Origin of the sequence: Vibrio harveyi, assembly GCF_030060435.1 — a bacterium.
GTDB lineage: Bacteria > Pseudomonadota > Gammaproteobacteria > Enterobacterales > Vibrionaceae > Vibrio > Vibrio harveyi.
In genome coordinates, this window is record NZ_CP125875.1 from 3,290,081 (window position 1) to 3,317,076 (window position 26,996).

General features: G+C 48.4%; 14 protein-coding genes, 2 tRNA genes and 5 rRNA genes. 9 read left to right on the top strand and 12 right to left on the bottom strand.

The genetic code is table 11. The features are described from left to right. Window positions 1-251 precede the first annotated feature (251 nt). The 7 genes from QMY49_RS15565 (at window position 252) to rrf (QMY49_RS15595) (ending at window position 8,836) form a co-directional block, all read left to right on the top strand. A 23S ribosomal RNA gene (locus QMY49_RS15565) occupies window positions 252-3,141 on the top strand. Window positions 3,142-3,233: 92 nt separating this feature from the next. Next, window positions 3,234-3,350 (top strand): 5S ribosomal RNA (rrf, locus tag QMY49_RS15570). 315 nt (window positions 3,351-3,665) lie between these two features. Then, window positions 3,666-5,217, top strand: a 16S ribosomal RNA gene (locus QMY49_RS15575). A 65-nt stretch (window positions 5,218-5,282) separates the two neighbouring features. Further along, window positions 5,283-5,359, top strand: a tRNA-Ile gene (locus tag QMY49_RS15580). A 43-nt stretch (window positions 5,360-5,402) separates the two neighbouring features. Continuing rightward, window positions 5,403-5,478: transfer RNA gene (locus tag QMY49_RS15585), tRNA-Ala, on the top strand. Between the two features lie 259 nt (window positions 5,479-5,737). Next, window positions 5,738-8,627 (top strand): 23S ribosomal RNA (locus QMY49_RS15590). 92 nt (window positions 8,628-8,719) lie between these two features. Beyond that, window positions 8,720-8,836 (top strand): 5S ribosomal RNA (gene rrf / locus QMY49_RS15595). The 16S, 23S and 5S rRNA genes sit together here with 2 tRNA genes alongside, the layout of an rRNA operon. Window positions 8,837-9,175: 339 nt before the next feature. On the opposite strand, the gene QMY49_RS15600 is transcribed toward rrf (QMY49_RS15595), so the two are convergent. The 10 genes from QMY49_RS15600 to QMY49_RS15645 all read right to left on the bottom strand — a co-directional run bounded on the left by QMY49_RS15600 (window position 9,176) and on the right by QMY49_RS15645 (window position 20,147). After that, complete coding sequence (locus QMY49_RS15600; protein ID WP_269992662.1) at window positions 9,176-10,165, bottom strand: sensor domain-containing diguanylate cyclase; 990 nt, start codon at window positions 10,163-10,165, stop codon at window positions 9,176-9,178. Between the two features lie 227 nt (window positions 10,166-10,392). Continuing rightward, complete coding sequence (gene fis, locus QMY49_RS15605) at window positions 10,393-10,689, bottom strand: DNA-binding transcriptional regulator Fis (RefSeq protein ID WP_000462885.1); 297 nt, start codon at window positions 10,687-10,689, stop codon at window positions 10,393-10,395. 23 nt (window positions 10,690-10,712) lie between these two features. Next, window positions 10,713-11,681 carry a tRNA dihydrouridine synthase DusB gene (gene dusB / locus QMY49_RS15610; protein WP_005448258.1) on the bottom strand — a complete coding sequence of 323 codons (969 nt, stop codon included), beginning with the start codon at window positions 11,679-11,681 and terminating at the stop codon, window positions 10,713-10,715. Between the two features lie 139 nt (window positions 11,682-11,820). Continuing rightward, window positions 11,821-12,708 (bottom strand): 50S ribosomal protein L11 methyltransferase, encoded by an 888-nt coding sequence (gene prmA, locus QMY49_RS15615; RefSeq protein WP_009698909.1) that lies wholly within the window; start codon window positions 12,706-12,708, stop codon window positions 11,821-11,823. 130 nt (window positions 12,709-12,838) lie between these two features. Further along, on the bottom strand, window positions 12,839-14,182 hold the full coding sequence (gene accC, locus QMY49_RS15620) for an acetyl-CoA carboxylase biotin carboxylase subunit (RefSeq protein ID WP_005440401.1): 1,344 nt from the start codon (window positions 14,180-14,182) through the stop codon (window positions 12,839-12,841). A gap of 14 nt (window positions 14,183-14,196) precedes the next feature. Then, entirely contained in the window at window positions 14,197-14,664 is a 468-nt protein-coding gene (gene accB, locus QMY49_RS15625) for an acetyl-CoA carboxylase biotin carboxyl carrier protein (RefSeq protein ID WP_009698908.1), read from the bottom strand. Between the two features lie 60 nt (window positions 14,665-14,724). Beyond that, window positions 14,725-15,174: a type II 3-dehydroquinate dehydratase gene (aroQ, locus tag QMY49_RS15630; protein WP_005448261.1), complete on the bottom strand. Its 450-nt coding sequence runs from the start codon at window positions 15,172-15,174 to the stop codon at window positions 14,725-14,727. Window positions 15,175-15,481: 307 nt separating this feature from the next. Further along, complete coding sequence (gene acs / locus QMY49_RS15635) at window positions 15,482-17,434, bottom strand: acetate--CoA ligase (protein ID WP_283312286.1); 1,953 nt, start codon at window positions 17,432-17,434, stop codon at window positions 15,482-15,484. 218 nt (window positions 17,435-17,652) lie between these two features. After that, window positions 17,653-18,285 carry a 3'-5' exonuclease gene (locus QMY49_RS15640; protein ID WP_005440406.1) on the bottom strand — a complete coding sequence of 211 codons (633 nt, stop codon included), beginning with the start codon at window positions 18,283-18,285 and terminating at the stop codon, window positions 17,653-17,655. A 35-nt stretch (window positions 18,286-18,320) separates the two neighbouring features. Next, a complete protein-coding gene (locus QMY49_RS15645; RefSeq protein ID WP_283312287.1) occupies window positions 18,321-20,147 on the bottom strand; it encodes a DUF294 nucleotidyltransferase-like domain-containing protein in 1,827 nt (608 codons plus the stop codon). A gap of 241 nt (window positions 20,148-20,388) precedes the next feature. On the opposite strand from QMY49_RS15645, the gene QMY49_RS15650 reads away from it, so the two are divergent. Next, on the top strand, window positions 20,389-21,579 hold the full coding sequence (locus QMY49_RS15650) for a 3-phenylpropionate MFS transporter (protein WP_283312289.1): 1,191 nt from the start codon (window positions 20,389-20,391) through the stop codon (window positions 21,577-21,579). Window positions 21,580-21,722: 143 nt separating this feature from the next. Further along, entirely contained in the window at window positions 21,723-25,154 is a 3,432-nt protein-coding gene (locus QMY49_RS15655) for a hybrid sensor histidine kinase/response regulator (RefSeq protein WP_045482554.1), read from the top strand. A gap of 55 nt (window positions 25,155-25,209) precedes the next feature. On the opposite strand, the gene QMY49_RS15660 is transcribed toward QMY49_RS15655, so the two are convergent. Together QMY49_RS15660 and QMY49_RS15665 are read right to left on the bottom strand one after the other, a co-directional pair. Continuing rightward, window positions 25,210-26,595 (bottom strand): class II fumarate hydratase, encoded by a 1,386-nt coding sequence (locus QMY49_RS15660; RefSeq protein WP_283312292.1) that lies wholly within the window; start codon window positions 26,593-26,595, stop codon window positions 25,210-25,212. A gap of 16 nt (window positions 26,596-26,611) precedes the next feature. After that, complete coding sequence (locus QMY49_RS15665) at window positions 26,612-26,992, bottom strand: hypothetical protein (RefSeq protein WP_017190957.1); 381 nt, start codon at window positions 26,990-26,992, stop codon at window positions 26,612-26,614. Between the last annotated feature and the right edge of the window lie 4 nt (window positions 26,993-26,996).

Below are 26,996 nucleotides of genomic sequence, written 5' to 3' on the forward strand. Positions count from 1 at the left end.
CACACAGATTGATAGTTCACAAGCGCAAGCTTGTAGCTAACATAGCTCTTTAACAATTTGGAAAGCTGACAAAACAAACTTTTAAGTTTGTTTGTAAAGTTCTCAATGTTTGTCTTTATGACAAACACCAATACAACACATTCAAGTGTTCTTGGAATTTGAGTCCGGCAAAATCGAGTCTGCATCATGTATAAAAATTGCAGACAACTTTGGTGACTTGTTCATCAACTCGAAACTCCTTCGGGTTGTATGGTTAAGTGACTAAGCGTACACGGTGGATGCCTTGGCAGTCAGAGGCGATGAAGGACGTATTAACTTGCGATAAGCCCAGATTAGGTAGTAAAAACCATTTGAATCTGGGATTTCCGAATGGGGAAACCCACTAGCATAAGCTAGTATCGCTGCGTGAATACATAGCGCAGCGAGGCGAACCGGGGGAACTGAAACATCTAAGTACCCCGAGGAAAAGAAATCAACCGAGATTCCGAAAGTAGCGGCGAGCGAAATTGGACTAGCCCTTAAGCTTTTTATGCGTCAGGTGAAACTTCTGGAAAGTTGTGCGATACAGGGTGATAGCCCCGTAACCGGCAACGCATTTAAAGTGAAATCGAGTAGGGCGGGACACGTGATATCCTGTCTGAATATGGGGGGACCATCCTCCAAGGCTAAATACTACTGACTGACCGATAGTGAACCAGTACCGTGAGGGAAAGGCGAAAAGAACCCCTGTGAGGGGAGTGAAATAGAACCTGAAACCGTGTACGTACAAGCAGTAGGAGCACCTTCGTGGTGTGACTGCGTACCTTTTGTATAATGGGTCAGCGACTTATATTCAGTGGCAAGGTTAACCATCTAGGGGAGCCGTAGGGAAACCGAGTCTTAACTGGGCGTTCAGTCTCTGGATATAGACCCGAAACCAGGTGATCTAGCCATGGGCAGGTTGAAGGTTGAGTAACATCAACTGGAGGACCGAACCGACTAATGTTGAAAAATTAGCGGATGACTTGTGGCTAGGGGTGAAAGGCCAATCAAACCTGGAGATAGCTGGTTCTCCCCGAAAGCTATTTAGGTAGCGCCTCGGACGAATACTACTGGGGGTAGAGCACTGTTAAGGCTAGGGGGTCATCCCGACTTACCAACCCTTTGCAAACTCCGAATACCAGTAAGTACTATCCGGGAGACACACGGCGGGTGCTAACGTCCGTCGTGGAGAGGGAAACAACCCAGACCGCCAGCTAAGGTCCCAAATTACTACTAAGTGGGAAACGATGTGGGAAGGCTCAGACAGCCAGGATGTTGGCTTAGAAGCAGCCATCATTTAAAGAAAGCGTAATAGCTCACTGGTCGAGTCGGCCTGCGCGGAAGATGTAACGGGGCTAAGTAGTAAACCGAAGCTGCGGCAATGTACTTTAGTACATTGGGTAGGGGAGCGTTCTGTAAGCGGTTGAAGGTGTGTGGTAACGCATGCTGGACGTATCAGAAGTGCGAATGCTGACATGAGTAACGATAAAGGGGGTGAAAAACCTCCTCGCCGGAAGACCAAGGGTTCCTGTCCAACGTTAATCGGGGCAGGGTAAGTCGACCCCTAAGGCGAGGCCGAAAGGCGTAGTCGATGGGAAACGGGTTAATATTCCCGTACTTCTTACAATTGCGATGGGGGGACGGAGAAGGCTAGGTGGGCCTGGCGACGGTTGTCCAGGTTCAAGTGCGTAGGCTTAAGAGTTAGGTAAATCCGGCTCTTTTTAAGGCTGAGACACGACGTCGAGCTACTACGGTAGTGAAGTCATTGATGCCATGCTTCCAGGAAAAGCCTCTAAGCTTCAGATTGTAAGGAATCGTACCCCAAACCGACACAGGTGGTCGGGTAGAGAATACCAAGGCGCTTGAGAGAACTCGGGTGAAGGAACTAGGCAAAATGGTACCGTAACTTCGGGAGAAGGTACGCTCTCGACGGTGAAGTCCCTTGCGGATGGAGCTATTGAGAGTCGCAGATACCAGGTGGCTGCAACTGTTTATTAAAAACACAGCACTGTGCAAAATCGTAAGATGACGTATACGGTGTGACGCCTGCCCGGTGCCGGAAGGTTAATTGATGGGGTTAGACTTCGGTCGAAGCTCTTGATCGAAGCCCCGGTAAACGGCGGCCGTAACTATAACGGTCCTAAGGTAGCGAAATTCCTTGTCGGGTAAGTTCCGACCTGCACGAATGGCGTAATGATGGCCACGCTGTCTCCACCCGAGACTCAGTGAAATTGAAATCGCTGTGAAGATGCAGTGTACCCGCGGCTAGACGGAAAGACCCCGTGAACCTTTACTACAGCTTGGCACTGAACATTGACCCTACATGTGTAGGATAGGTGGGAGGCTTTGAAGCACGGTCGCTAGATTGTGTGGAGCCGTCCTTGAAATACCACCCTTGTAGTGTTGATGTTCTAACGTCGACCCCTAATCGGGGTTGCGGACAGTGCCTGGTGGGTAGTTTGACTGGGGCGGTCTCCTCCCAAAGCGTAACGGAGGAGCACGAAGGTGGGCTAATCACGGTTGGACATCGTGAGGTTAGTGCAATGGCATAAGCCCGCTTGACTGCGAGAATGACGGTTCGAGCAGGTGCGAAAGCAGGTCATAGTGATCCGGTGGTTCTGAATGGAAGGGCCATCGCTCAACGGATAAAAGGTACTCCGGGGATAACAGGCTGATACCGCCCAAGAGTTCATATCGACGGCGGTGTTTGGCACCTCGATGTCGGCTCATCACATCCTGGGGCTGAAGTCGGTCCCAAGGGTATGGCTGTTCGCCATTTAAAGTGGTACGCGAGCTGGGTTTAGAACGTCGTGAGACAGTTCGGTCCCTATCTGCCGTGGGCGTTGGAAGATTGAAGGGGGCTGCTCCTAGTACGAGAGGACCGGAGTGGACGAACCTCTGGTGTTCGGGTTGTGTCGCCAGACGCATTGCCCGGTAGCTAAGTTCGGAATCGATAACCGCTGAAAGCATCTAAGCGGGAAGCGAGCCCTGAGATGAGTCTTCCCTGATACTTTAAGTATCCTAAAGGGTTGTTCGAGACTAGAACGTTGATAGGCAGGGTGTGTAAGCGTTGTGAGGCGTTGAGCTAACCTGTACTAATTGCCCGTGAGGCTTAACCATACAACACCCAAGGGGTTTTGATGGACTCGATGTAAGAACATTGAATGTGTGTAAGTAGAACTTAAAATCAGTTTTCCAGATTAAAGAATTTGCTTGGCGACCATAGCGATTTGGACCCACCTGATTTCCATTCCGAACTCAGAAGTGAAACGAATTAGCGCCGATGGTAGTGTGGGGCTTCCCCATGTGAGAGTAGGACATCGCCAGGCTTTATTTCCGACTTGTCTGAATACAGACGAGTCACCATAAAGTTCTAAATAAATTTAGAGTTTTATGTTGACTTTCAAAGTGGAAAGCGTATTATACGCACCTCGCTTAAGTGCTAAGGCACTGAAAGCCAAGCTCTTTAACAATATAGACCTATCAATCTGTGTGGGCACTCGTTGATGATAATCCAATTAGATACTTCGGTATCAAATTAGGTTTCAATGAAACGAAGTGACCATTGAATCGAAAGATTCAGCACAGTCAATTCAAACATTACTTATGTAATGTTCAGTATTCATTGAGCCGAACAAAATCTTAAATTGAAGAGTTTGATCATGGCTCAGATTGAACGCTGGCGGCAGGCCTAACACATGCAAGTCGAGCGGAAACGAGTTATCTGAACCTTCGGGGAACGATAACGGCGTCGAGCGGCGGACGGGTGAGTAATGCCTAGGAAATTGCCCTGATGTGGGGGATAACCATTGGAAACGATGGCTAATACCGCATAATACCTACGGGTCAAAGAGGGGGACCTTCGGGCCTCTCGCGTCAGGATATGCCTAGGTGGGATTAGCTAGTTGGTGAGGTAATGGCTCACCAAGGCGACGATCCCTAGCTGGTCTGAGAGGATGATCAGCCACACTGGAACTGAGACACGGTCCAGACTCCTACGGGAGGCAGCAGTGGGGAATATTGCACAATGGGCGCAAGCCTGATGCAGCCATGCCGCGTGTGTGAAGAAGGCCTTCGGGTTGTAAAGCACTTTCAGTCGTGAGGAAGGTAGTGTAGTTAATAGCTGCATTATTTGACGTTAGCGACAGAAGAAGCACCGGCTAACTCCGTGCCAGCAGCCGCGGTAATACGGAGGGTGCGAGCGTTAATCGGAATTACTGGGCGTAAAGCGCATGCAGGTGGTTTGTTAAGTCAGATGTGAAAGCCCGGGGCTCAACCTCGGAATAGCATTTGAAACTGGCAGACTAGAGTACTGTAGAGGGGGGTAGAATTTCAGGTGTAGCGGTGAAATGCGTAGAGATCTGAAGGAATACCGGTGGCGAAGGCGGCCCCCTGGACAGATACTGACACTCAGATGCGAAAGCGTGGGGAGCAAACAGGATTAGATACCCTGGTAGTCCACGCCGTAAACGATGTCTACTTGGAGGTTGTGGCCTTGAGCCGTGGCTTTCGGAGCTAACGCGTTAAGTAGACCGCCTGGGGAGTACGGTCGCAAGATTAAAACTCAAATGAATTGACGGGGGCCCGCACAAGCGGTGGAGCATGTGGTTTAATTCGATGCAACGCGAAGAACCTTACCTACTCTTGACATCCAGAGAACTTTCCAGAGATGGATTGGTGCCTTCGGGAACTCTGAGACAGGTGCTGCATGGCTGTCGTCAGCTCGTGTTGTGAAATGTTGGGTTAAGTCCCGCAACGAGCGCAACCCTTATCCTTGTTTGCCAGCACTTCGGGTGGGAACTCCAGGGAGACTGCCGGTGATAAACCGGAGGAAGGTGGGGACGACGTCAAGTCATCATGGCCCTTACGAGTAGGGCTACACACGTGCTACAATGGCGCATACAGAGGGCGGCCAACTTGCGAGAGTGAGCGAATCCCAAAAAGTGCGTCGTAGTCCGGATCGGAGTCTGCAACTCGACTCCGTGAAGTCGGAATCGCTAGTAATCGTGGATCAGAATGCCACGGTGAATACGTTCCCGGGCCTTGTACACACCGCCCGTCACACCATGGGAGTGGGCTGCAAAAGAAGTAGGTAGTTTAACCTTCGGGAGGACGCTTACCACTTTGTGGTTCATGACTGGGGTGAAGTCGTAACAAGGTAGCGCTAGGGGAACCTGGCGCTGGATCACCTCCTTATACGATGATTACTCACGATGAGTGTCCACACAGATTGATACGGTTTATAAAAAAGAGACGATACTGGGTCTGTAGCTCAGGTGGTTAGAGCGTTCGCCTGATAAGCGAGAGGTCGGTGGTTCGAGTCCACTCAGACCCACCAATTCCCTTCCCAAGGAATTGGCATACAGTATCGACACCTTGATGGGGCTATAGCTCAGCTGGGAGAGCGCCTGCCTTGCACGCAGGAGGTCAGCAGTTCGATCCTGCTTAGCTCCACCATCTTTAAGCGCATTCGATGAGTGCTTTTAAAAATGGTTTCGAAAGAAATCTAGCTCTTTAACAATTTGGAAAGCTGACAAAACAAACTTTTAAGTTTGTTTGTAAAGTTCTCAATGTTTGTCTTTATGACAAACACCAATACAACACATTCAAGTGTTCTTGGAATTTGAGTCCGGCAAAATCAAGTCTGCATCATGTATAAAAATTGCAGACAACTTTGGTGACTTGTTCATCAACTCGAAACTCCTTCGGGTTGTATGGTTAAGTGACTAAGCGTACACGGTGGATGCCTTGGCAGTCAGAGGCGATGAAGGACGTATTAACTTGCGATAAGCCCAGATTAGGTAGTAAAAACCATTTGAGTCTGGGATTTCCGAATGGGGAAACCCACTAGCATAAGCTAGTATCGCTGCGTGAATACATAGCGCAGCGAGGCGAACCGGGGGAACTGAAACATCTAAGTACCCCGAGGAAAAGAAATCAACCGAGATTCCGAAAGTAGCGGCGAGCGAAATTGGACTAGCCCTTAAGCTTTTTATGCGTCAGGTGAAACTTCTGGAAAGTTGTGCGATACAGGGTGATAGCCCCGTAACCGGCAACGCATATAAAGTGAAATCGAGTAGGGCGGGACACGTGATATCCTGTCTGAATATGGGGGGACCATCCTCCAAGGCTAAATACTACTGACTGACCGATAGTGAACCAGTACCGTGAGGGAAAGGCGAAAAGAACCCCTGTGAGGGGAGTGAAATAGAACCTGAAACCGTGTACGTACAAGCAGTAGGAGCACCTTCGTGGTGTGACTGCGTACCTTTTGTATAATGGGTCAGCGACTTATATTCAGTGGCAAGGTTAACCATCTAGGGGAGCCGTAGGGAAACCGAGTCTTAACTGGGCGTTCAGTCTCTGGATATAGACCCGAAACCAGGTGATCTAGCCATGGGCAGGTTGAAGGTTGAGTAACATCAACTGGAGGACCGAACCGACTAATGTTGAAAAATTAGCGGATGACTTGTGGCTAGGGGTGAAAGGCCAATCAAACCTGGAGATAGCTGGTTCTCCCCGAAAGCTATTTAGGTAGCGCCTCGGACGAATACTACTGGGGGTAGAGCACTGTTAAGGCTAGGGGGTCATCCCGACTTACCAACCCTTTGCAAACTCCGAATACCAGTAAGTACTATCCGGGAGACACACGGCGGGTGCTAACGTCCGTCGTGGAGAGGGAAACAACCCAGACCGCCAGCTAAGGTCCCAAATTACTACTAAGTGGGAAACGATGTGGGAAGGCTCAGACAGCCAGGATGTTGGCTTAGAAGCAGCCATCATTTAAAGAAAGCGTAATAGCTCACTGGTCGAGTCGGCCTGCGCGGAAGATGTAACGGGGCTAAGTAGTAAACCGAAGCTGCGGCAATGTACTTTAGTACATTGGGTAGGGGAGCGTTCTGTAAGCGGTTGAAGGTGTGTGGTAACGCATGCTGGACGTATCAGAAGTGCGAATGCTGACATGAGTAACGATAAAGGGGGTGAAAAACCTCCTCGCCGGAAGACCAAGGGTTCCTGTCCAACGTTAATCGGGGCAGGGTAAGTCGACCCCTAAGGCGAGGCCGAAAGGCGTAGTCGATGGGAAACGGGTTAATATTCCCGTACTTCTTACAATTGCGATGGGGGGACGGAGAAGGCTAGGTGGGCCTGGCGACGGTTGTCCAGGTTCAAGTGCGTAGGCTTAAGAGTTAGGTAAATCCGGCTCTTTTTAAGGCTGAGACACGACGTCGAGCTACTACGGTAGTGAAGTCATTGATGCCATGCTTCCAGGAAAAGCCTCTAAGCTTCAGATTGTAAGGAATCGTACCCCAAACCGACACAGGTGGTCGGGTAGAGAATACCAAGGCGCTTGAGAGAACTCGGGTGAAGGAACTAGGCAAAATGGTACCGTAACTTCGGGAGAAGGTACGCTCTCGACGGTGAAGTCCCTTGCGGATGGAGCTATTGAGAGTCGCAGATACCAGGTGGCTGCAACTGTTTATTAAAAACACAGCACTGTGCAAAATCGTAAGATGACGTATACGGTGTGACGCCTGCCCGGTGCCGGAAGGTTAATTGATGGGGTTAGACTTCGGTCGAAGCTCTTGATCGAAGCCCCGGTAAACGGCGGCCGTAACTATAACGGTCCTAAGGTAGCGAAATTCCTTGTCGGGTAAGTTCCGACCTGCACGAATGGCGTAATGATGGCCACGCTGTCTCCACCCGAGACTCAGTGAAATTGAAATCGCTGTGAAGATGCAGTGTACCCGCGGCTAGACGGAAAGACCCCGTGAACCTTTACTACAGCTTGGCACTGAACATTGACCCTACATGTGTAGGATAGGTGGGAGGCTTTGAAGCACGGTCGCTAGATTGTGTGGAGCCGTCCTTGAAATACCACCCTTGTAGTGTTGATGTTCTAACGTCGACCCCTAATCGGGGTTGCGGACAGTGCCTGGTGGGTAGTTTGACTGGGGCGGTCTCCTCCCAAAGCGTAACGGAGGAGCACGAAGGTGGGCTAATCACGGTTGGACATCGTGAGGTTAGTGCAATGGCATAAGCCCGCTTGACTGCGAGAATGACGGTTCGAGCAGGTGCGAAAGCAGGTCATAGTGATCCGGTGGTTCTGAATGGAAGGGCCATCGCTCAACGGATAAAAGGTACTCCGGGGATAACAGGCTGATACCGCCCAAGAGTTCATATCGACGGCGGTGTTTGGCACCTCGATGTCGGCTCATCACATCCTGGGGCTGAAGTCGGTCCCAAGGGTATGGCTGTTCGCCATTTAAAGTGGTACGCGAGCTGGGTTTAGAACGTCGTGAGACAGTTCGGTCCCTATCTGCCGTGGGCGTTGGAAGATTGAAGGGGGCTGCTCCTAGTACGAGAGGACCGGAGTGGACGAACCTCTGGTGTTCGGGTTGTGTCGCCAGACGCATTGCCCGGTAGCTAAGTTCGGAATCGATAACCGCTGAAAGCATCTAAGCGGGAAGCGAGCCCTGAGATGAGTCTTCCCTGATACTTTAAGTATCCTAAAGGGTTGTTCGAGACTAGAACGTTGATAGGCAGGGTGTGTAAGCGTTGTGAGGCGTTGAGCTAACCTGTACTAATTGCCTGTGAGGCTTAACCATACAACACCCAAGGGGTTTTGATGGACTCAATGTAAGAACATTGAATGTGTGTAAGTAGAACTTAAAATCAGTTTTCCGAATTAAAGAATTTGCTTGGCGACCATAGCGATTTGGACCCACCTGACTTCCATTCCGAACTCAGAAGTGAAACGAATTAGCGCCGATGGTAGTGTGGGGCTTCCCCATGTGAGAGTAGGACATCGCCAGGCTTTAAATTTGAAGAAGCCCACTCGAGAGAGTGGGCTTTTTTACGTTTGGAGCAAAGTAAATCTGATCACCAGAGCCCTTCTTATAAAGTCGCACCACTTTCCAATCCCTGTATATCTTTCCTGTGACTAACTTGATCATGAGATAGTGCTAACGCATTACCTAACCTCTCACAATGCCACTACTTCTCATTGCCTTTAGAACAGCCTCAAACTCGCTATTAAAACACATCGAGCTTGTGTCTAGTCCTATGACTCGATTAGGCAAAAGAACTGCGTGTGAGTGTTTTGGAGGGTGCGTGGATAAGGTGATGTAAGATAAGGGGGATGAAGAGCGAAGGGCTAAGAAACCTTTTGGATATTTAGGTTTAAGGAGTGCTGTATTTTGACATCAGGAATACAGTCGTGATGAAGTGTTACTTGGTTGCGTCCAGAGTGCTTTGAGTAATACATGGCTTTATCAGCGTTAATCATGAGCTCTTTAGCATTAGATACTTGTCCGTCATATTCTGCGACACCAATACTTACGGTTGTGCTGATTTCGATACCATCAACTTGGCATGGGGCGTTTTGAATCGCACCTCTGATCCTTTCTGCTACATCATAGGCTTGAATCGCGCTGGTGTTGACTAAAATCACTGCAAACTCTTCTCCTCCTAACCGACCAATAAAGTCAGTGCCACGGATTGCTCGTTGGCATATCTTTGCTACATGGTTGATCACCTGATCTCCGGAGAAGTGACCGACTTGGTCATTTATCTCTTTAAAGTGGTCAATATCGATCATGACGCAGGAGAGTGTTTGAGATAGGCGAGAATGCGAGTTCAGAGCTTTATCTAGGCTGGTTAAGAATGCTCGTCGATTCATTACACCAGTTAGCTCATCAGTCTCTGAGAGCTCTTTCAGGCGCTTTTCAAGTAGGTGTGTTTTCGTTACGTCACGAACAGACCAAATTACCCAACTTTCGTCGCCTTGTAAGCTTTCAACAGGTTTGATGATCGCTTCAAACCAGGTTTCCTCTGGGTTGTCTAACGCTTCTAGCTCTTCTATTGGCATTAGTAGGTGGTCTTGTAGTGCGATGCTGTATTTGACGACTTTTGGCTCATTAGAGCGAATTACATCATCAATATAACTTATTAATTCAGAAGCTTTACTTGATGACAAAACATCGTTTAACGAGAGGTTAGTGTAACTTTCGGCATTGAATTTCTTTGAGTGGTAAGTGCCACCAAAGCTTTCAATATAGCGACCGTTTTCATTGAGGATAAAGACATGATCAGGGAGAGTATTCAGAATGGCGTGAAGCCAATCTTCCCTTTCTTTGTAAATCATGAGGTTAGTTCCTTTATCCAATGTAAGTCTTTGATTATATCTGTTTATATTGAGTTCACAATCAATACTGATCACAGTTCAATGTATCAGGCTTGACTAACGTTTGTACAAAGGGTTGGTAAGAGAAGGTAAGGGAGGATGAAATACAGGATTGCGAGGAACAAAAAATAAAAAAGGCTTAATCATTGCTGACCAAGCCTTTTTTACAAAAATACTGTATGAACCTATTAGTTCATGCCGTACTTTTTAAGTTTTTTGCGAAGAGTACCGCGGTTGATACCCATCATAGTTGCTGCGCGAGTTTGGTTACCGCGAGTGTACTGCATGATGGTATCTAATAGTGGCTGTTCAACTTCAGCTAGAACTAATTCGTATAGTTCTGTTACTTCCTGGCCGTTTAGTTGAGCTAGGTAGTTTTTAAGAGACGCTTTAACAGAGTCACGTAAAGGCTTTTGAGTAATCTGGTCTTGTGACGTTACTGTAGTTACTGTTAATGCTTCTGAAGTCAGATTTTGTTCGAACATATTCGGTCTAGCTCTTCTCTTAATTATGATGCAACGTTATCAAAATAACCTTCTAACGCCTCAAGTTGCAGCTCAGCTGCGTCGATAGCGTTGAAGGTACGGCGAAACTCACTTGCTTGTTCATGTTCCTTTAGATACCACCCAACGTGCTTGCGCGCGATACGTGGACCTAAGAACTCTCCATAGAAATCATGCAGAGCGTTAACATGACCAAGCATAATGGCTTTCACTTCCTCACTTGGAAGCTCATCCATTGTGGTGCCGTTTTCCAAATAGTGATGGATTTCCTGGAAAATCCAAGGACGACCTTGGGCAGGGCGTCCAATCATTAAAGCGTCTGCACCGGTGTACTCCAGTACAAACTTCGCTTTCTCCGGGCTATCGATATCACCGTTTGCGATAACCGGAATGGATATAGCGTGTTTAACCGCTTTAATGCTGTCATATTCGGCCTCACCTTTGTACATACACGCTTTTGTTCTGCCATGCAGTGCAAGAGCCTGTATGCCGCAGTCTTCGGCTAATTTAGCGATGTGAACACAGTTTTTATTTTCTGTGTTCCAGCCAGTACGGGTCTTTAACGTTACAGGAACGTCTACCGCGTCCACTACCGCAGTCAAAATCTCTTTGATGATGTCTGGGTATTGAAGCAGTGCAGAACCCGCCAGCTTCTTATTCACTTTCTTTGCTGGGCAGCCCATGTTGATGTCGATGATTTGCGCACCGTTTTCAACACTGAATTGAGCCGCATCGGCCATAAGCTGTGGATCGGAACCGGCAATCTGTACAGAGCGAATGCCCGATTCGCCTTCATGTACCATGCGCTGTTTCGACTTTGACGTTCCCCATAGTTTCGGGTTAGCAGACATCATTTCACTGACGGCCATTCCCGCACCATAGCGAAGACACAACTCGCGAAACGGTCTATCCGTTACACCAGCCATAGGGGCTACGATTAGATTGTTCTTAAGTTGATAGTTTCCGATTTTCAAAACGTCATCACAGTTCTGTACCAGCAAGGGCGCGCATTTTACGCATTTTTTTACTGCGTGAAAAGACTAATATTTGAGCATTTACAAATTGTTTTTGTAATTTGTATGAAATTCAAACAATTAGCCCTGAAAACCTTGTCTAGCCTTGCTTACGACCAGAGATACGACACCATTCACTTTGCTCCACAATTGGGTCAATGTGAAGCTCGTCACGGTAATGGTTTGCTACATCCTCTGCTTGAGTGTCTAAAACACCCGACATCGCAAGGTCACCATTTGGTTTCACCAAACCTTTAATTATTGGTGCTAGTTCACGTAGAGGACCAGCAAGAATGTTCGCAACCACAACGTCTGCAATTAGACCTTCAGGTTGGTTTTGAGGTAGGAACACTTCAAGTTGATCGGCAACGCCATTACGTTCAGCGTTGTCGCGAGATGCTTGTAGTGCTTGAGGATCAATGTCGATCCCGATAACTTTTTCTGCACCTAGTTTGATCGCTGCGATCGCTAGGATGCCTGAGCCACACCCGAAGTCGATAACCGTCTTACCTGATAGATCGAGACCTTCTAGCCACTCAAGACACAATGCCGTAGTTGGGTGAGTACCTGTACCGAATGCAAGACCCGGATCTAGCATTACGTTTACTGCGTCTGGCTCTGGAATTTCACGCCAGCTTGGGCAAATCCATAGGCGTTCGCCGAACTTCATTGGGTGGAAGTTTTCCATCCACTCGCGTTCCCAGTCTTTGTCTTCTAGCTGTTCTACTTTGTAAGCAAAATCGTCAGTAAGCATGCCGCTTGCTTTGATTTGAGTGATGATGAAGTTTGTATCAGCTTCTGCATCGTACAGTGCCAGAATGTCAGTATCGCCCCATAAGCGAGTTTCGCCAGGTAGAGGTTCGAATACAGGCGTATCCTGCGCGTCTAGGAATGTTACAGACAGCGCACCAGTCTCTTCCATTAGCATGTCGCCGATTTGCTCAGCGTTTTCATTGGTCGCGTTGAGTTTGATTTGAATCCAAGGCATTTGTTTTTGCTCTTAAAGTGAATGAAGTGGCGCAGAGTTTACCAGAACTCTACGATTTGTTTGAGTATAGACTTTATACAAAACAAAAATGCCCACAGATGTGGGCATTTATTATGAGGTTAGCGAAGGCTTATTGTAGGCCTAGCTTCTTCTCTAGGTAGTGAATGTTTGCACCACCGTGCTGGAAGTTCTCATCATTCATGATTGATTCTTGTAGAGTAACGTTAGTCTTGATGCCTTCAATGATCATCTCGCCTAGTGCGTTCTTCATACGTGCAATCGCTACATCACGGTTCTCACCGTAAGTGATCAGTTTACCAATCATTGAATCGTAATGAGGTGGTACTGTGTAGCCTGTGTAAATGTGAGATTCCCAACGAACACCCATACCGCCTGGTGCGTGGAAGCGTTCAATCTTACCTGGTGAAGGTAGGAAGCGCTCAGGGTCTTCTGCGTTGATACGACACTCAATCGCATGGCCGCGGATCTTGATGTCATCCTGAGTGAATGACAGTGGTTGACCTGCTGCTACGCGTAGCTGTTCTTTAATTAGGTCAACACCGGTAACCATTTCTGTTACTGGGTGCTCAACCTGAATACGAGTGTTCATTTCGATGAAGTAGAACTCACCGTTCTCGTATAGGAATTCGAACGTACCTGCGCCGCGGTAACCGATTTCTAGACATGCACGTGTACAACGTTCACCGATGTATTTACGCATCTCTTCAGTGATACCTGGTGCTGGAGCTTCTTCAACAACCTTCTGGTGACGACGCTGCATAGAACAGTCACGTTCACCTAGGTGGATAGCACCGCCTTGACCATCAGCAATCACTTGTACTTCAACGTGACGAGGGTTTTCTAGGAATTTCTCCATGTAAACCATGTCGTTGTTGAACGCCGCTTTTGCTTCTGCACGCGTCATAGCGATAGCTTGAACAAGTTCTGCTTCAGAACGTACAACACGCATACCACGACCACCGCCGCCACCAGAGGCTTTGATGATTACTGGGTAGCCGATACGCTTAGCGTGAGCTTTGTTTTTGTCTTCGTCGTTATCTAGTGGACCGTCAGAGCCTGGTACACAAGGAACGCCTGCTTTTTTCATTGCGTTGATTGCGGACACTTTGTCACCCATCATACGGATGGTGTCTGCTTTAGGACCAACGAAGATGAAACCGCTACGCTCTACTTGTTCAGCAAAGTCTGCGTTCTCAGATAGGAAGCCGTAACCCGGGTGAATCGCAATTGCACCCGTCACTTCTGCTGCAGAAATGATACGAGGGATGTTTAGGTAGCTGTCGATACCACGAGCAGGACCGATACATACTGTTTCGTCTGCAAGTAGTACGTGCTTAAGATCGCGGTCAGCTGTTGAGTGAACTGCCACAGTCTTAATGCCTAATTCTTTACAAGCGCGAAGGATACGAAGTGCAATTTCACCTCGGTTCGCGATGACTACTTTATCTAGCATAAGGCAAGCCCCGCTTATTCGATTACAACTAGTGGTTGGTCGAATTCAACTGGTTGGCCGTCTTCAACTAGGATTGCAGTTACAACACCTGATTTGTCCGCTTCGATTTGGTTCATCATTTTCATTGCTTCAACGATACATAGTGTGTCGCCAGCATTTACGCTCTGACCAACTTCAACGAATGATTTCGCGTCTGGACTTGGTGAGCGGTAGAAAGTACCAACCATTGGAGAAAGAACTTGGTGACCTGCAGGAACTGCTGCTGGCGCTTCTGCTGCCATTGCTGGTGCGTCTGCTACTGGAGCTGCTGCCACTGGTGCAGGTGCTGCTACTGGAGCTGCTGCGTAATGAACTGGTGCTGGAGCAGCTGCAGGGCCACTACGACTGATGCGTACTGACTCTTCACCTTCAGAGATTTCTAGCTCAGCAATGCCAGATTCTTCAACTAACTCGATTAGCTTCTTGATTTTACGAATATCCATCTTTTCTTTCTCTTTTATCTTGTGATTAAGACAACCCCAAAGGGCTGCAGAGTGTTTGGTTTACTTTGCCTGCAATTTCGCGATTGCTGCAGACAGAGCGAATTCATAACCTTGTGCACCTAAGCCACAAATCACACCTTCTGCTTTATCAGACAGATAAGAGTGATGACGGAACGGCTCACGAGCGTGAACGTTCGATAGGTGCACTTCGATAAATGGGATGGCTACGCCAAGTAATGCATCACGCAGCGCGACACTGGTATGAGTGAAAGCCGCTGGGTTGATGATAATGAAGTCCACTTTGTCATATGCAGCGTGGATAGCTTCAATCAGTTCGTACTCACGATTCGATTGCAGGTGTTCAAGTTCCACCCCAGAGTTGTGAGCTTGTTCAGTCAATGCGTCAACAATCTGTGCTAGGGTGTTGTTACCGTAATGTGTCGGTTCACGCAGACCTAATAGATTAAGATTTGGTCCGTTTAGAACTAGAATCCGTGACTTTGCAGACATTATGTTGCTATCTTCCTTTATCGTGAGTGGAACGTTTATATTCCCAAATATACGATAATTCAGCACGATTTTTTTGTTAAAACCGAGCAAATTTTAAAAAATCGACCAAGATTATAGCTAATTCACAGCAATTAGCAGCAATTTACTGGTCTAATCTCCCAATAACCCCCGCCGTTTCTGTAACCAAGTTAACAAAAACAACATAATTGCCATGTGCTTTCTGTGGTTTATTTTGCGTCCACGCACAAAAAAGCCACCATATGCAATGGTGGCTTTTAGGGCTAGCGTTTAAAACAGGGGCTGGGTGTTATGCCAGTTCTGCTTTCTCTGCAATTAGCTTGTCTACAACACTTGGATCTGCCAGTGTCGAAGTATCACCTAGGTTGCTGGTATCACCCGTTGCAATCTTACGTAGGATGCGGCGCATGATTTTACCGGAGCGAGTTTTTGGTAGAGAGTCAGTCCAGTGCAGCACGTCTGGTGTCGCGATTGGACCAATCTCTTTACGTACCCAGTCTTTCACCTCTTTGTGCAGCTCAGTTGATGGGAACTCACCATCATTAAGCGTGACGTATGCGTAAATTGCCTGACCTTTGATGTCGTGAGGGATACCGACAATCGCTGCTTCCGCAATTTTATCGTGTGCAACCAGTGCTGACTCAATCTCTGCGGTACCCATACGGTGACCTGAAACGTTCAGTACGTCATCTACACGACCTGTGATCCAGTAATAACCGTCTTGGTCACGACGTGCGCCATCACTGGTGAAGTACATGCCTTTGAAGGTAGAGAAGTAGGTTTGCTCAAAGCGCTCATGGTCGCCGTAAACAGTACGCATCTGACCTGGCCATGAATCAAGGATCACTAAGTTACCTTCTGCTGCGGTCTCTTCAATGATGTTACCCATGTTGTCCACTAGCGCTGGTTGTACGCCGAAGAATGGGCGAGTTGCTGAGCCTGGCTTAAGATCGGTTGCACCTGGTAGTGGCGCAATCAAGATACCGCCTGTCTCTGTTTGCCACCAAGTATCAACGATAGGTGAGTTTTCATTACCAATGGTCTTGTAGTACCACTCCCATGCTTCAGGGTTGATAGGTTCACCTACTGAGCCCATTACACGCAGGCTTGAACGAGATGTTCCGGCTACCGCTTCGTTACCTTTTGCCATTAGTGCACGAATCGCTGTTGGTGCAGTGTAGAGAATGTTTACTTGATGCTTATCAACCACTTCACTCATGCGAGCCGTGCTTGGGTAGTTTGGTACACCTTCGAAAAGAATGGTCTTCGCACCGTTCGCCAGTGGACCGTAAATTAAGTAAGTGTGACCTGTAATCCAACCCACATCCGCCGTACACCAGAACGTTTCACCTTCTTGGTAATCGAACACGTACTTGAAGGTCATGGTCGCGTACACTAGGTAACCACCTGTGGTGTGCAGCACGCCTTTTGGCTTACCTGTTGAGCCTGAAGTGTAAAGAATGAACAGAGGGTCTTCTGCTTTCATCTCTTCTGGTGGGCACACATCAGAAACGACAGCCGTTGCTTCGTGCCACCAAACGTCACGGTGCTCGTGCCAATCAATGTCGCCGCCCGTGCGTTTTAGAACGACAACTTTGTCGATGGTCTTCACCTCTGGGTTTGTCAGTGCTTCATCAACGTTTTTCTTCAGTGGTACTGCGCGACCACCACGAACGCCTTCGTCAGCGGTGATAACGATTTTCGCATCTGAGTCGATGATACGACCGGACAGTGCTTCTGGCGAGAAACCACCAAATACCACGGTATGAACCGCACCAATACGCGTACATGCCAGCATTGCGATAGCCGCTTCTGGCACCATTGGCATGTAAAGACAAACCACGTCGCCTTTGTGCACGCCTTGCTCTTTTAGTGCGTTAGAGAACTTACACACTTCTTTGTGTAGTTCTTTGAATGTAAGGGTTTTGTCGTCGGCAGGATCATCGCCTTCCCAGATGATCGCGACTTCATCGCCACGCTCGGCAAGGTGGCGGTCAATACAGTTTGCAGATACGTTCAGCGTGCCGTCTTCGAACCAACGAATGTCGACGTGACCAGTATCGAAAGAGGTGTTTTTAACTTGAGTGAATGGCTTAATCCAATCGACAACTTTACCGTGTTCGCTCCAGAAGCCTTCAGGGTCGCTTACCGACTGCTGATACATGGCTAGGTAAGTGTCATTATCCGCATGCGTATGGTTTTTAATGTTTTCTTTTACCGGATAAACGTGGGCTTCGCTCATGGCTTCTCTCCTTGTGCCTTTAATTCTCGACCTTCGTCTTTTGTAGGGCGGTTTCCGTTCTTTAGTCTGTGATTCATCAAGAACGTTGCTGTGCATATAACTGTCAGTCACAGCGCGTATTTCCACAATTAGACTTTAGGATGAGAGTGAGGAATGCGCCGCGATATTGCTGAATTTAAAGCGAATGTGGGAGGTGGATCGAAAGCTGCGTATTGAACCTATTGGGTATAAGGCACGCTCAGGTTTGGTAAATCGCCTTTGGTTAGGCGCACATACACCAAAGCCGCGGATTTTGCGTCTTGCAGAGCGTCGTGTTTGTCTTGAATCGGCAGTTCGAGGTGCTTACAAATCGCATCAAGACTTAAGTCGAAGTAGGCGTTAGGTAAATGACGTTCTAGCTTGTCGTGATAAATCTGGCTCACTTCGATGAGCGGGTTAGGTAGTGGAAAGCCTAAATGCCTCAGACAAGCGAGGTCGAGGATCTTTTTGTCATAGCGAATGTGGTAGCCGACTAAAGGACGATTGCCGATAAAGTCGAGCAGCTTAATGAGCGCTTCTTTTTCGCTGATGCCATCCACCAAATCTTGATGGCGGATATGGTGAATTTTTACCGAGCCTGAATCGAGTGATTGCGGGGCGCGAAGTCGAACTTCGAACGGTTTGCTGGTGATGATGCGATTGTCGATGATTTTGGTCGCAGCGATGGTGACCAGCTCGGCTCGATTTGGGTCCAAGCTGGTGGTTTCGCAATCGAGAGAGACAAATTCGCCTTTTTGCGGCGAACAAAACAGTGGCTGATAAGGTGAGCCCTTCAGCTTGTAATGCCAGTATTTCCTTTGTAGCCAATTCATCCCTGTTACCTCTCGTCTTATTTGCCTAAAAGACTCTAATCACGGATTTGATAGTGGAAGCCTAAGAACTGCTTAAACTTCTTCACCACGTGTAAGCTGTGGCGCAACAGGTCTCGTTCTGTCCTGTCTAACTGTTTGATGTCGATGTTGTTCAATGCTTCTTGCTTACTCAATTGCTGGTTCAAACGGATCTTGAAGAACAGCTTCAGCGCCTCATTGAGATTGTCTGCGGTTTCTGGTTCTAAGATACGTTTGTTTCTCAGTGCTTCGATACGCTCGAAGGTGTTCTTCTCTTCAATCGCGTATTCCAATGCCAAGGTGCGAATACCATGCACGATTGGGAAAATGCCACCACGCTTAATATCCAGCCCGTCTTTAGCACTTTTTACGTTGCCAAACAGAGTAAGAGGCACGGAAAATTGCAGTGCAGGGCGAGTGAAATCGGACAGAATCAACATACGATCTTTCATGCTGTCTCTGAGGTGATCTGCGATAGGCGTTAGTAATTCTCGATTGCCTGCGACTGCATGGGCATCACTGAAGATGGCTAAATCCATGATTTGTTCAGGCTGCGCTTTAGCAATCCAACCATCGAGCGTTTTAATCCAGTCGTGCTGCGTTCGAACCCACTTCGGATTATTAACCATGACTTTGCCCGGGCAGAGTGGATAACCCAGTTGCTGCAAGGTGTGGGTGAGGGTTTGCATTACTTCGGCGCAATGTTCCCATTCCAGCCCATCTTGGATGATCAGTGCATTGTCTTGATCGGTTTTGAGGATTTGTTCTCCACGACCTTCCGAGCCAAGTACGATCAGACAACAGTGATCGTGCAGTGCTGGTGGTACCACAAGCTCAAACGCTTTTTCGATGATTTGCTCGTTCACGGCAGATATCAGCTCCATGATGAAGCGAGTGCGGATCCCGTTGGTCAGCAAGCTATCCACCAACTGACGCTGCCGATTGGAAGCAAGGGCTAACTCTTCCACGCTGGTTGCTCGCGCAATGCTGAGTGTTAGTACGTGTGAGTGAGTGGAAAACGCACTGAGGATCTGCGTCATGTCCAACATGCCGACCGCTTGATTGCCTTCACACACCATTAGACGCTTCATGCGATTGCGCGTCATGGTGATCATGGCGTTAAACAAGAAGTCACCATCATCCACGTGATAAACAGGGAAGGTAGCGATCTCACTTACTGGTGTATCGAGTGAGTGGTCGTCAAGCATCACGGCATGGAGCATATTGGTTCGAGTCACTATCGCGTAGGGATGCGCTGATGGATATTGCTCTAGGCGTGGGTCATCTTGGTTAAGCTGAACCAAAGCGGCATCAATGCCATTGTCTTTAAGTGTTTTAGTGACCTGATTAATTGGCATATCAGGTGCTAATAGCATCGGTGGATGATAGATGCTGCTATCGACTTTAGTCAGAATGAATTCGGCGAGGTTTTGCTGCTGTTGAGCCGCTTCAATGAGGGCTTGGCGTTTGGATAAGTTGTTATCGAAGTAGGCAGCGAACTGTCCGTTCTCGTTGTACAGCTCAAGAAATACTTCTTTCGGTAGCAAATACGAGAGGGTATCTTCCAGTGCCACATATTGATGGCGCACGCTTTCTTCAAACAAAGACCGCACATCAAACATGTCGTCGTTGGCGTAGTGAGCAAACACTTCGTCTTGATCTTTTGAGCGCTCTTCTACGGCACCTTTAATCAGCACGTGCAGGTGAGGGTTGTCTTGCCCACAAGCTAAGATGACATCTCGCGTTCGGTAGTACGCCACATCAAGAGACGAGCGCAGTCGATTTTGCTGTGCGTCAGTCAGGCGGTCGAACGGTGGAGATTGCATATTAAATTTGTCAGGCATGAGAGCACCTAAATTTGGTGGGAACACATTCTAAGTCTGACAAATTTCCCTGCCGAAGCCAGACGACTTTGGTCTAAATCGTCACAATCTAATTTTGCATTTCGAGACCCTGTGCCATTGAGGAAACGGTAAGTTGCCGATTCTTCCCTTTTTCTATTACGCATTGCGATCCATAATTCCGCGTCCCAAACGTTTACGTGGCGGAAGTCGTTAGTTTTTGTCGTTTTTTAGGATGTCAGTGATGTTGAAACCCTCTCCGTATGGCTGGATTTCCCAGTACTTTCTCGGATTCTTTTTTGCGTATGGCGTGTATCTGCCATTTTGGTCGTTGTGGTTTAAAGAGCAGGGCGTTTCTCCGACAGATATTGGTCTGTTAGTGGGTCTAGGTTTAGCGACGCGTTGTGTGGCGAACATGGTACTTACCCCACGTTTGCATAAAGTCGAACACCTAATGCCTGCATTGCGCTGGTTGAGTTTTGCTGCCCTTATATTTGTTGGTTTCCACTTTTTCACTGGCGGCAGCTTCTGGTTGATGGCGCTTGCCACCGTCTTGTTTAACTTGTGTTGTGGTCCTGTAGTGCCTCTGTCTGATGCGATGGCGAACTACTACGCTCGTTTGAAAATGCTCGATTACGGTCGTACCCGTTTGTGGGGCTCGGTTGCCTTTATTGCAGGCTCGACTGTGGTGGGTTACTTGGTGGCAGAGTTTGGCTCTGACATGATTTTGTACACGGCAATGGTCGGTGTGTTTATCTCGCTCTTGTTTGCAATGCGTAACACCAACCCAATGCCAGTGACACGCGAAGGTCAACATTCTGAGCGTCCAAAACTCTCAGCGTTGCTGACGGATAAACCAGTTGTGAAGTTCCTTGTATTAATGGCGTTAATCCAAGGCAGCCATGCGGCGTACTACGGTTTTAGCGCGATTCACTGGAAAGCGGCTGGTCACTCAGAAGATGTGATTGGTTACTTGTGGAGCTTGGGCGTGGCAGCTGAAGTTGCTGTGTTTGCTCTGAGTAAGCGTCTATTCGCTGGCTGGTCTTTGTGCACTCTGTTTGTGGTTGCGGCTGGTGGTGTGATGCTACGTTGGGGAATGACTGCGTCTACGACCTCTATTTTGGCGTTGGTGGTAGTGCAAATGCTTCACGGCGTGACGTTTGCAATGGCGCACATTGCTGCCATTCAATACATCCAGAACTCAGCAGAGAACAAGATGGTGGCATTGCAGGCACTATATAATGCAATTCCACTGGGTGCGTTTATCGCGTTGATGACAGTGATCAGTGGTTGGGGCTACGAGCACTGGGGTGCGAATATCTTCTGGTTGATGGCGGCGATGGGCTTTATTGCACTGTTTATCAAAGTTGATCCTCAAAATGATGAAAGTAATGTGGTTGATCTCTCAGCCAATGCGCCTGAAGCACAGAATTAAGCTTCTGTGACAGAGATTAAAAACTAACCTTTGTCTCTGTTGTGAAAGCAGTGTTAAATGAAACCTCTCCCTTATGGAGAGGTTTTTTTATTCCTTGCTTTAAAAACAGCAAGAAAGGCAAGAAAAGTAAGAAAGGATATCGGATGCAAGGATGGCTAGTGATTCCCGTTTCTTTGGCGTATTTGGGAATCCTGTTTTTAATCGCTTGGTACGGTGACAAACAAAAGAGATGGTTAGCGCGTTGGCGACCATGGATCTACAGTTTGTCGATTGCGGTGTACTGTACGTCGTGGACCTTCTACGGCACGGTCGGACAGGCGAGCAACAATCCTTGGTCCTTCCTACCCATCTATATCGCGCCGATCATCGTGTTTACCATCGGCTGGCGCGTCCTCGCTCGGCTGATCTTGATTGCCAAGCGCGAGCACATCACCTCCATTGCCGATTTCATTGCCGCCCGCTATGGTAAATCGCAAGGCTTGGCGGTGGTTGTCACCTTAATCGCGGTGGCAGGCATTCTTCCGTATATCGCTTTGCAATTGCGCGGCATCACCATGGGATTGGAGATCATCGCGCCAGATTTAGCATCCGACCTCAGTTATCAAAACTATAGTGTGTCTTGGTTTGTTGTCGGGGCGATGGCGATCTTCACCATGCTGTTTGGTACGCGTCATATCGATAACACCGAACACCACCGCGGCATGATGATGGCGATAGCGTTTGAATCAGTGCTCAAGTTGGTGGCGTTTTTAGTGGTGGGCGTGTTTATTGTTTGGCTCGCGATGGATACCGAGAGCTTCCACCTTGCCGATATTGCTGCTGAAACCTATGAGTCACCTAACATTCCAACCTTGCTGATTCATACCATTCTGACCATGCTGGCGATTGTCTGTTTGCCACGTCAGTTCCATACCATGGTGGTTGAGAATGAACGCGCGCAAGACTTACACGTCGCGCGTTGGTTGTTCCCGTTGTATCTGATTCTGATGGGCATTTTCGTTCTGCCAATCGCATGGGTAGGGCAAAGCTTGTTGAGTGGCAGCCCTGCCGATACGTACGTGATCAGCGTGCCGATGGCAGTGGGCGCGAATGACATCGCTTTGCTGGCATTTTTGGGCGGTACTTCCGCGGCAAGTGGCATGGTCATCGTCTCGACCATTGCCTTAGCGATCATGGTATCTAACGATTTGGTGATGCCGCTGATTCTGCGTCGGATGAAGTTATCAAAGCGTAATCATCACCATTTTTCTACACTGTTATTACGTATACGTCGCGGACTTATTCTGCTTCTTTTGATTGGTGCATGGGGCTTTTATCAGGCTTTAGATAGTATCCACTCACTCTCTGCGATAGGTTTTCTCTCGTTTGCTGCGATTACCCAGTTTGCTCCGTCTCTGCTTGGCGGTATGTACTGGCGTCAGGGCAACAAGAAAGGCGTGTATGTCGGTCTGCTGGTGGGGTTCACCATTTGGTTGATTACTTTAATGAGCCAAACCGACATGCTGGCGGGCGATGCAAGCAACAACTTGCTGATTTGGTTGATCACTCCACCTGATTTATTGGCAGGTTTTGGTATTGCTGTTTCTGACTGGGGCATGATCCTCAGCGTGGTGGCGAATACCGCGTGTTTTGTCGCGGTATCACTAGCTACGCGCCCAAGCATAAGTGAACGCTTACAATCGGCGTCATTCGTTGGTACGCCGTTGCCTGAGAGTGAAAACATCAGCTTGTATCAGAGCCGTGTAACGGTCAGTGAACTGGAGATGTTAGCGTCACGATTTGTGGGACGCACGCGAGTGAAATCCGCCTTTCAAACCTATTGGAGTCAGCAACGCGAGGAGCTGCTTCCCAACCAACAAGCTCCCTCTACCTTGATTCGACACACCGAACGTGTACTCGCAGGTGTGTTTGGTGCCTCTTCAGCTAAGTTAGTACTTACTTCTGCCTTGCAAGGCAGAAATATGCAGCTTGAGGAAGTGGCGACCATCGTTGATGAAGCCTCAGAGCTGTACGATTTCAGCCGTGGTTTATTGCAAGGTGCGATTGAACACATTGGACAAGGCATCGCAGTGGTCGACAAGCAACTAAGGCTGGTGGCGTGGAACCAACGTTATCTGGAGTTATTTGTTTTTCCTCCGGGTTTGATTCAGGTTGGGCGTCCGATTGCGGATGTGATTCGTCATAATGCTGAGCAAGGTTTATGTGGTCCGGGTGACCCTGAAGACCACGTTCGTCGCCGTGTTTATCACCTTGAGCAAGGCACGCGACATACTTCTTCCCGTGTGCGTCCTGACGGTCGCGTAATTGAAGTGCAAGGTAACCCGATGCCAGGTGGCGGCTTCGTGATGAGCTTTACCGATATCACCGTGTTCCGCGATGCGGAGCAAGCTCTGAAAGATGCTAATGAGACACTAGAAGAACGCGTTCGTGCTCGTACTCGTGAATTGGAACAACTGAACAAACAGCTGGTGGCAGCGACCCAACGTTCTGAGCATGAGTCACAGTCCAAGTCGCGCTTCTTAGCCGCGGTAAGCCATGACTTGATGCAGCCGCTGAATGCCGCTCGTCTGTTTGCTTCTTCATTGTCGGAAGTCGCCAAAGACAGTGAAACCCAAAAGCTGTCGACTCACATTGAGAGTGCATTAGGCGCAGCGGAAGATTTGATCGGTGACTTGCTGGATATATCGCGTTTGGAATCGGGCAAGCTGGACGTCAATGTGCATGGCTTTGCAGTCAATGATGTGTTGGCAAACTTGAATGCGGAATTCAGTGCGCTGGCGAAACAACAAGGCATTGAGTTCACTATGATCCCGTCGTCTTTGATGGTGAAATCTGACCCGAAATTGCTACGCCGCGTGGTACAGAACTTCCTCACCAATGCGTTCCGTTATAGCCCAAATGGCAAAGTGGCACTCGGTGTTCGTCGTGTTCAAGGGCGAGTGCGTATTGATGTATGGGACAACGGCATGGGTATCGAAGAAGAGAAGCAACAAGAGATCTTCGAAGAGTTTAATCGTGGTACTCAAGTGCGTTCTGACCAAGGTTTAGGGTTAGGTTTGGCTATTTCGAAAGGTATTGCTCAAGTGCTAGGGCATGAAATCTCGATGCGCTCTTGGTTTGGTCAAGGTAGCGTGTTCTCGATTACCTTAGATAAGGCAGAGAAGGTCCATATTCCGGCAGTCAAAGCTGTGAAGAGTGCACAATCTGACTTGAGCCATATTCGTGTGCTGTGTGTCGATAATGAGCCAGATATTCTGGTCGGAATGGAAAATCTACTCTCGCGTTGGGGCTGTGATATTCGCATTGCGACCGACATCGTTGAGAGTCTGAAAGCGCTCGAAGACGATTGGCTGCCGGATGTCATTTTCTCCGATTACCGTTTAGACAATGGTCGAACAGGATTGGAAGTGTTGCAGCAATGCCGTTTACGTCTGGGTAACCGTTTTGAAGGGGTGATCATCAGTGCCGACCGAACCGATGACATGATGGAAGGCATTAAAGCCAATGGGTTCAGTTTTATCGCCAAACCGGTGAAACCTTTGAAACTGCGTTCAGTACTCAATCGAGTCGCTTAGAAAAAAGACCTCCGATTGGAGGTCTTTTGCTTTAAGGGGGTGATCGGTCGGTGGCTTATTCTGCAACGCCGCCTTGAGTCAGTTTGGCTGGATCGAGCAATCTTTCTAATGTTGCGCGATCTAAGTCTGTTTCTTCTTCCGCGACATCAATGATCGCGCGACCTTGTTTGTAGGCTTTCTTCGCTACTTCGGCTGCTTTTAAGTAGCCAATCACAGGGTTAAGTGCGGTGACCAGAATCGGGTTCTTCGCCAGTGCAACATCAAGGTTGTCTTGGCGCACTTCAAACGTCGCGACGGCTTTGTCTGCCAAAGCAACGGCGCTGTTCGACAGCAGTTCAATGCTTTCTAATACATTGTGAGCTATCACTGGCAGCATCACGTTAAGTTGGAAGTTACCCGATTGACCGGCAACGGTAATGGTTGCGTCGTTACCAATCACTTGTGCCGACGCCATAGCTGCTGCTTCTGGAATTACAGGGTTCACTTTACCCGGCATGATAGAAGAGCCCGGTTGTAAGCCTTGCAGTTCAATTTCACCTAAGCCAGCTAGTGGACCTGAGTTCATCCAGCGAAGATCGTTTGCGATCTTCATGATCGCAACTGCTGTTGTTTTGAGCTGCCCCGATAGGGCAACGATCGCATCCTGACTGCTGAGATTGAAGAAGAAGTTTTTGCTTGAAGCAAACTCGATGCGCGTTGATTGCGTTAGGTTATCGGCAAAAAGTTCGGCGAAGCGTGGATCGGCGTTGATCCCTGTCCCCACCGCTGTTCCGCCTTGGGCTAACGCTTTCACAGCTGACAGTGTTTGCTCAATGGCTTGTTTGGCGTGCTCGATTTGGAACTGCCAACCACCAAGCTCTTGGGCGAAGGTAATTGGCATCGCATCCATGAGGTGCGTACGACCTGTTTTCACCACATCTTTCAGGGCTTGTTGCTTAGTCTCTAGTGTTTCACTTAGGTGGGACAGTGCAGGCAGTAGCTGTTTCTCAATCGCAATTGCCGAGCTAACTTGAATCGCAGTAGGCACTACGTCGTTACTGCTTTGACCCATGTTGACGTGATCATTTGGATTGACTGTTCCGCCTAGGTGCTCAGACGCCAATGTTGCAATCACTTCGTTGGCATTCATGTTGGAGCTGGTGCCCGAGCCGGTTTGGAATACATCGATAGGGAATTGGTCGAGGTGCTTACCATCAATGATTGCTTGAGCGGCATCGGCTATAGCATTGGCAATATCACCTTCTAGCAAGCCAAGTTGAGCATTTGTGAGCGCTGCAGTTTGTTTGATGTGAGCGAGAGCTTGGATAAAGCCAGCCGGCATGGTGTGTTTGCTGAAAGCGAAGTTATCGACAGCGCGTTGAGTTTGGGCTTGATACAAAGCGTTGGCTGGGACTTTGACTTCGCCCATGCTGTCCGCTTCGATACGGAATTCCGTGGTCATGGTAGGTTCCTTTTGTTTAATCGAGTGGCGTCTGTATCAGACGTAATTGTTGTTGTAATGAGAGAAATTTCACATCGCCATCCTCAAATTGGTAGTAGTAACGTTTGAGACAAAGTAGCGGAGTGTGAATAGAATCGAGGCAGACTCGGCGGAAGATGCGGCTGCGCGCAGGGTCCTGAATGGCATCAAGTAGATGGAAGTAGACTTGGCGCAAATACAGCTCGCACAGCAACAGGTTTTCGTGCTCTGCATCGTGATCGTAGATGGACGACAGCACCATACCCCAATGGATGTAATCATGGATCACATCGGGTTCGAAGCCGCTTGGCGCATACACATGAAGGAATCGGTCTTGCGCTTTAAAAAAGGCGTTGTAGATGGCTTGGCTGCTGTCCATAGTT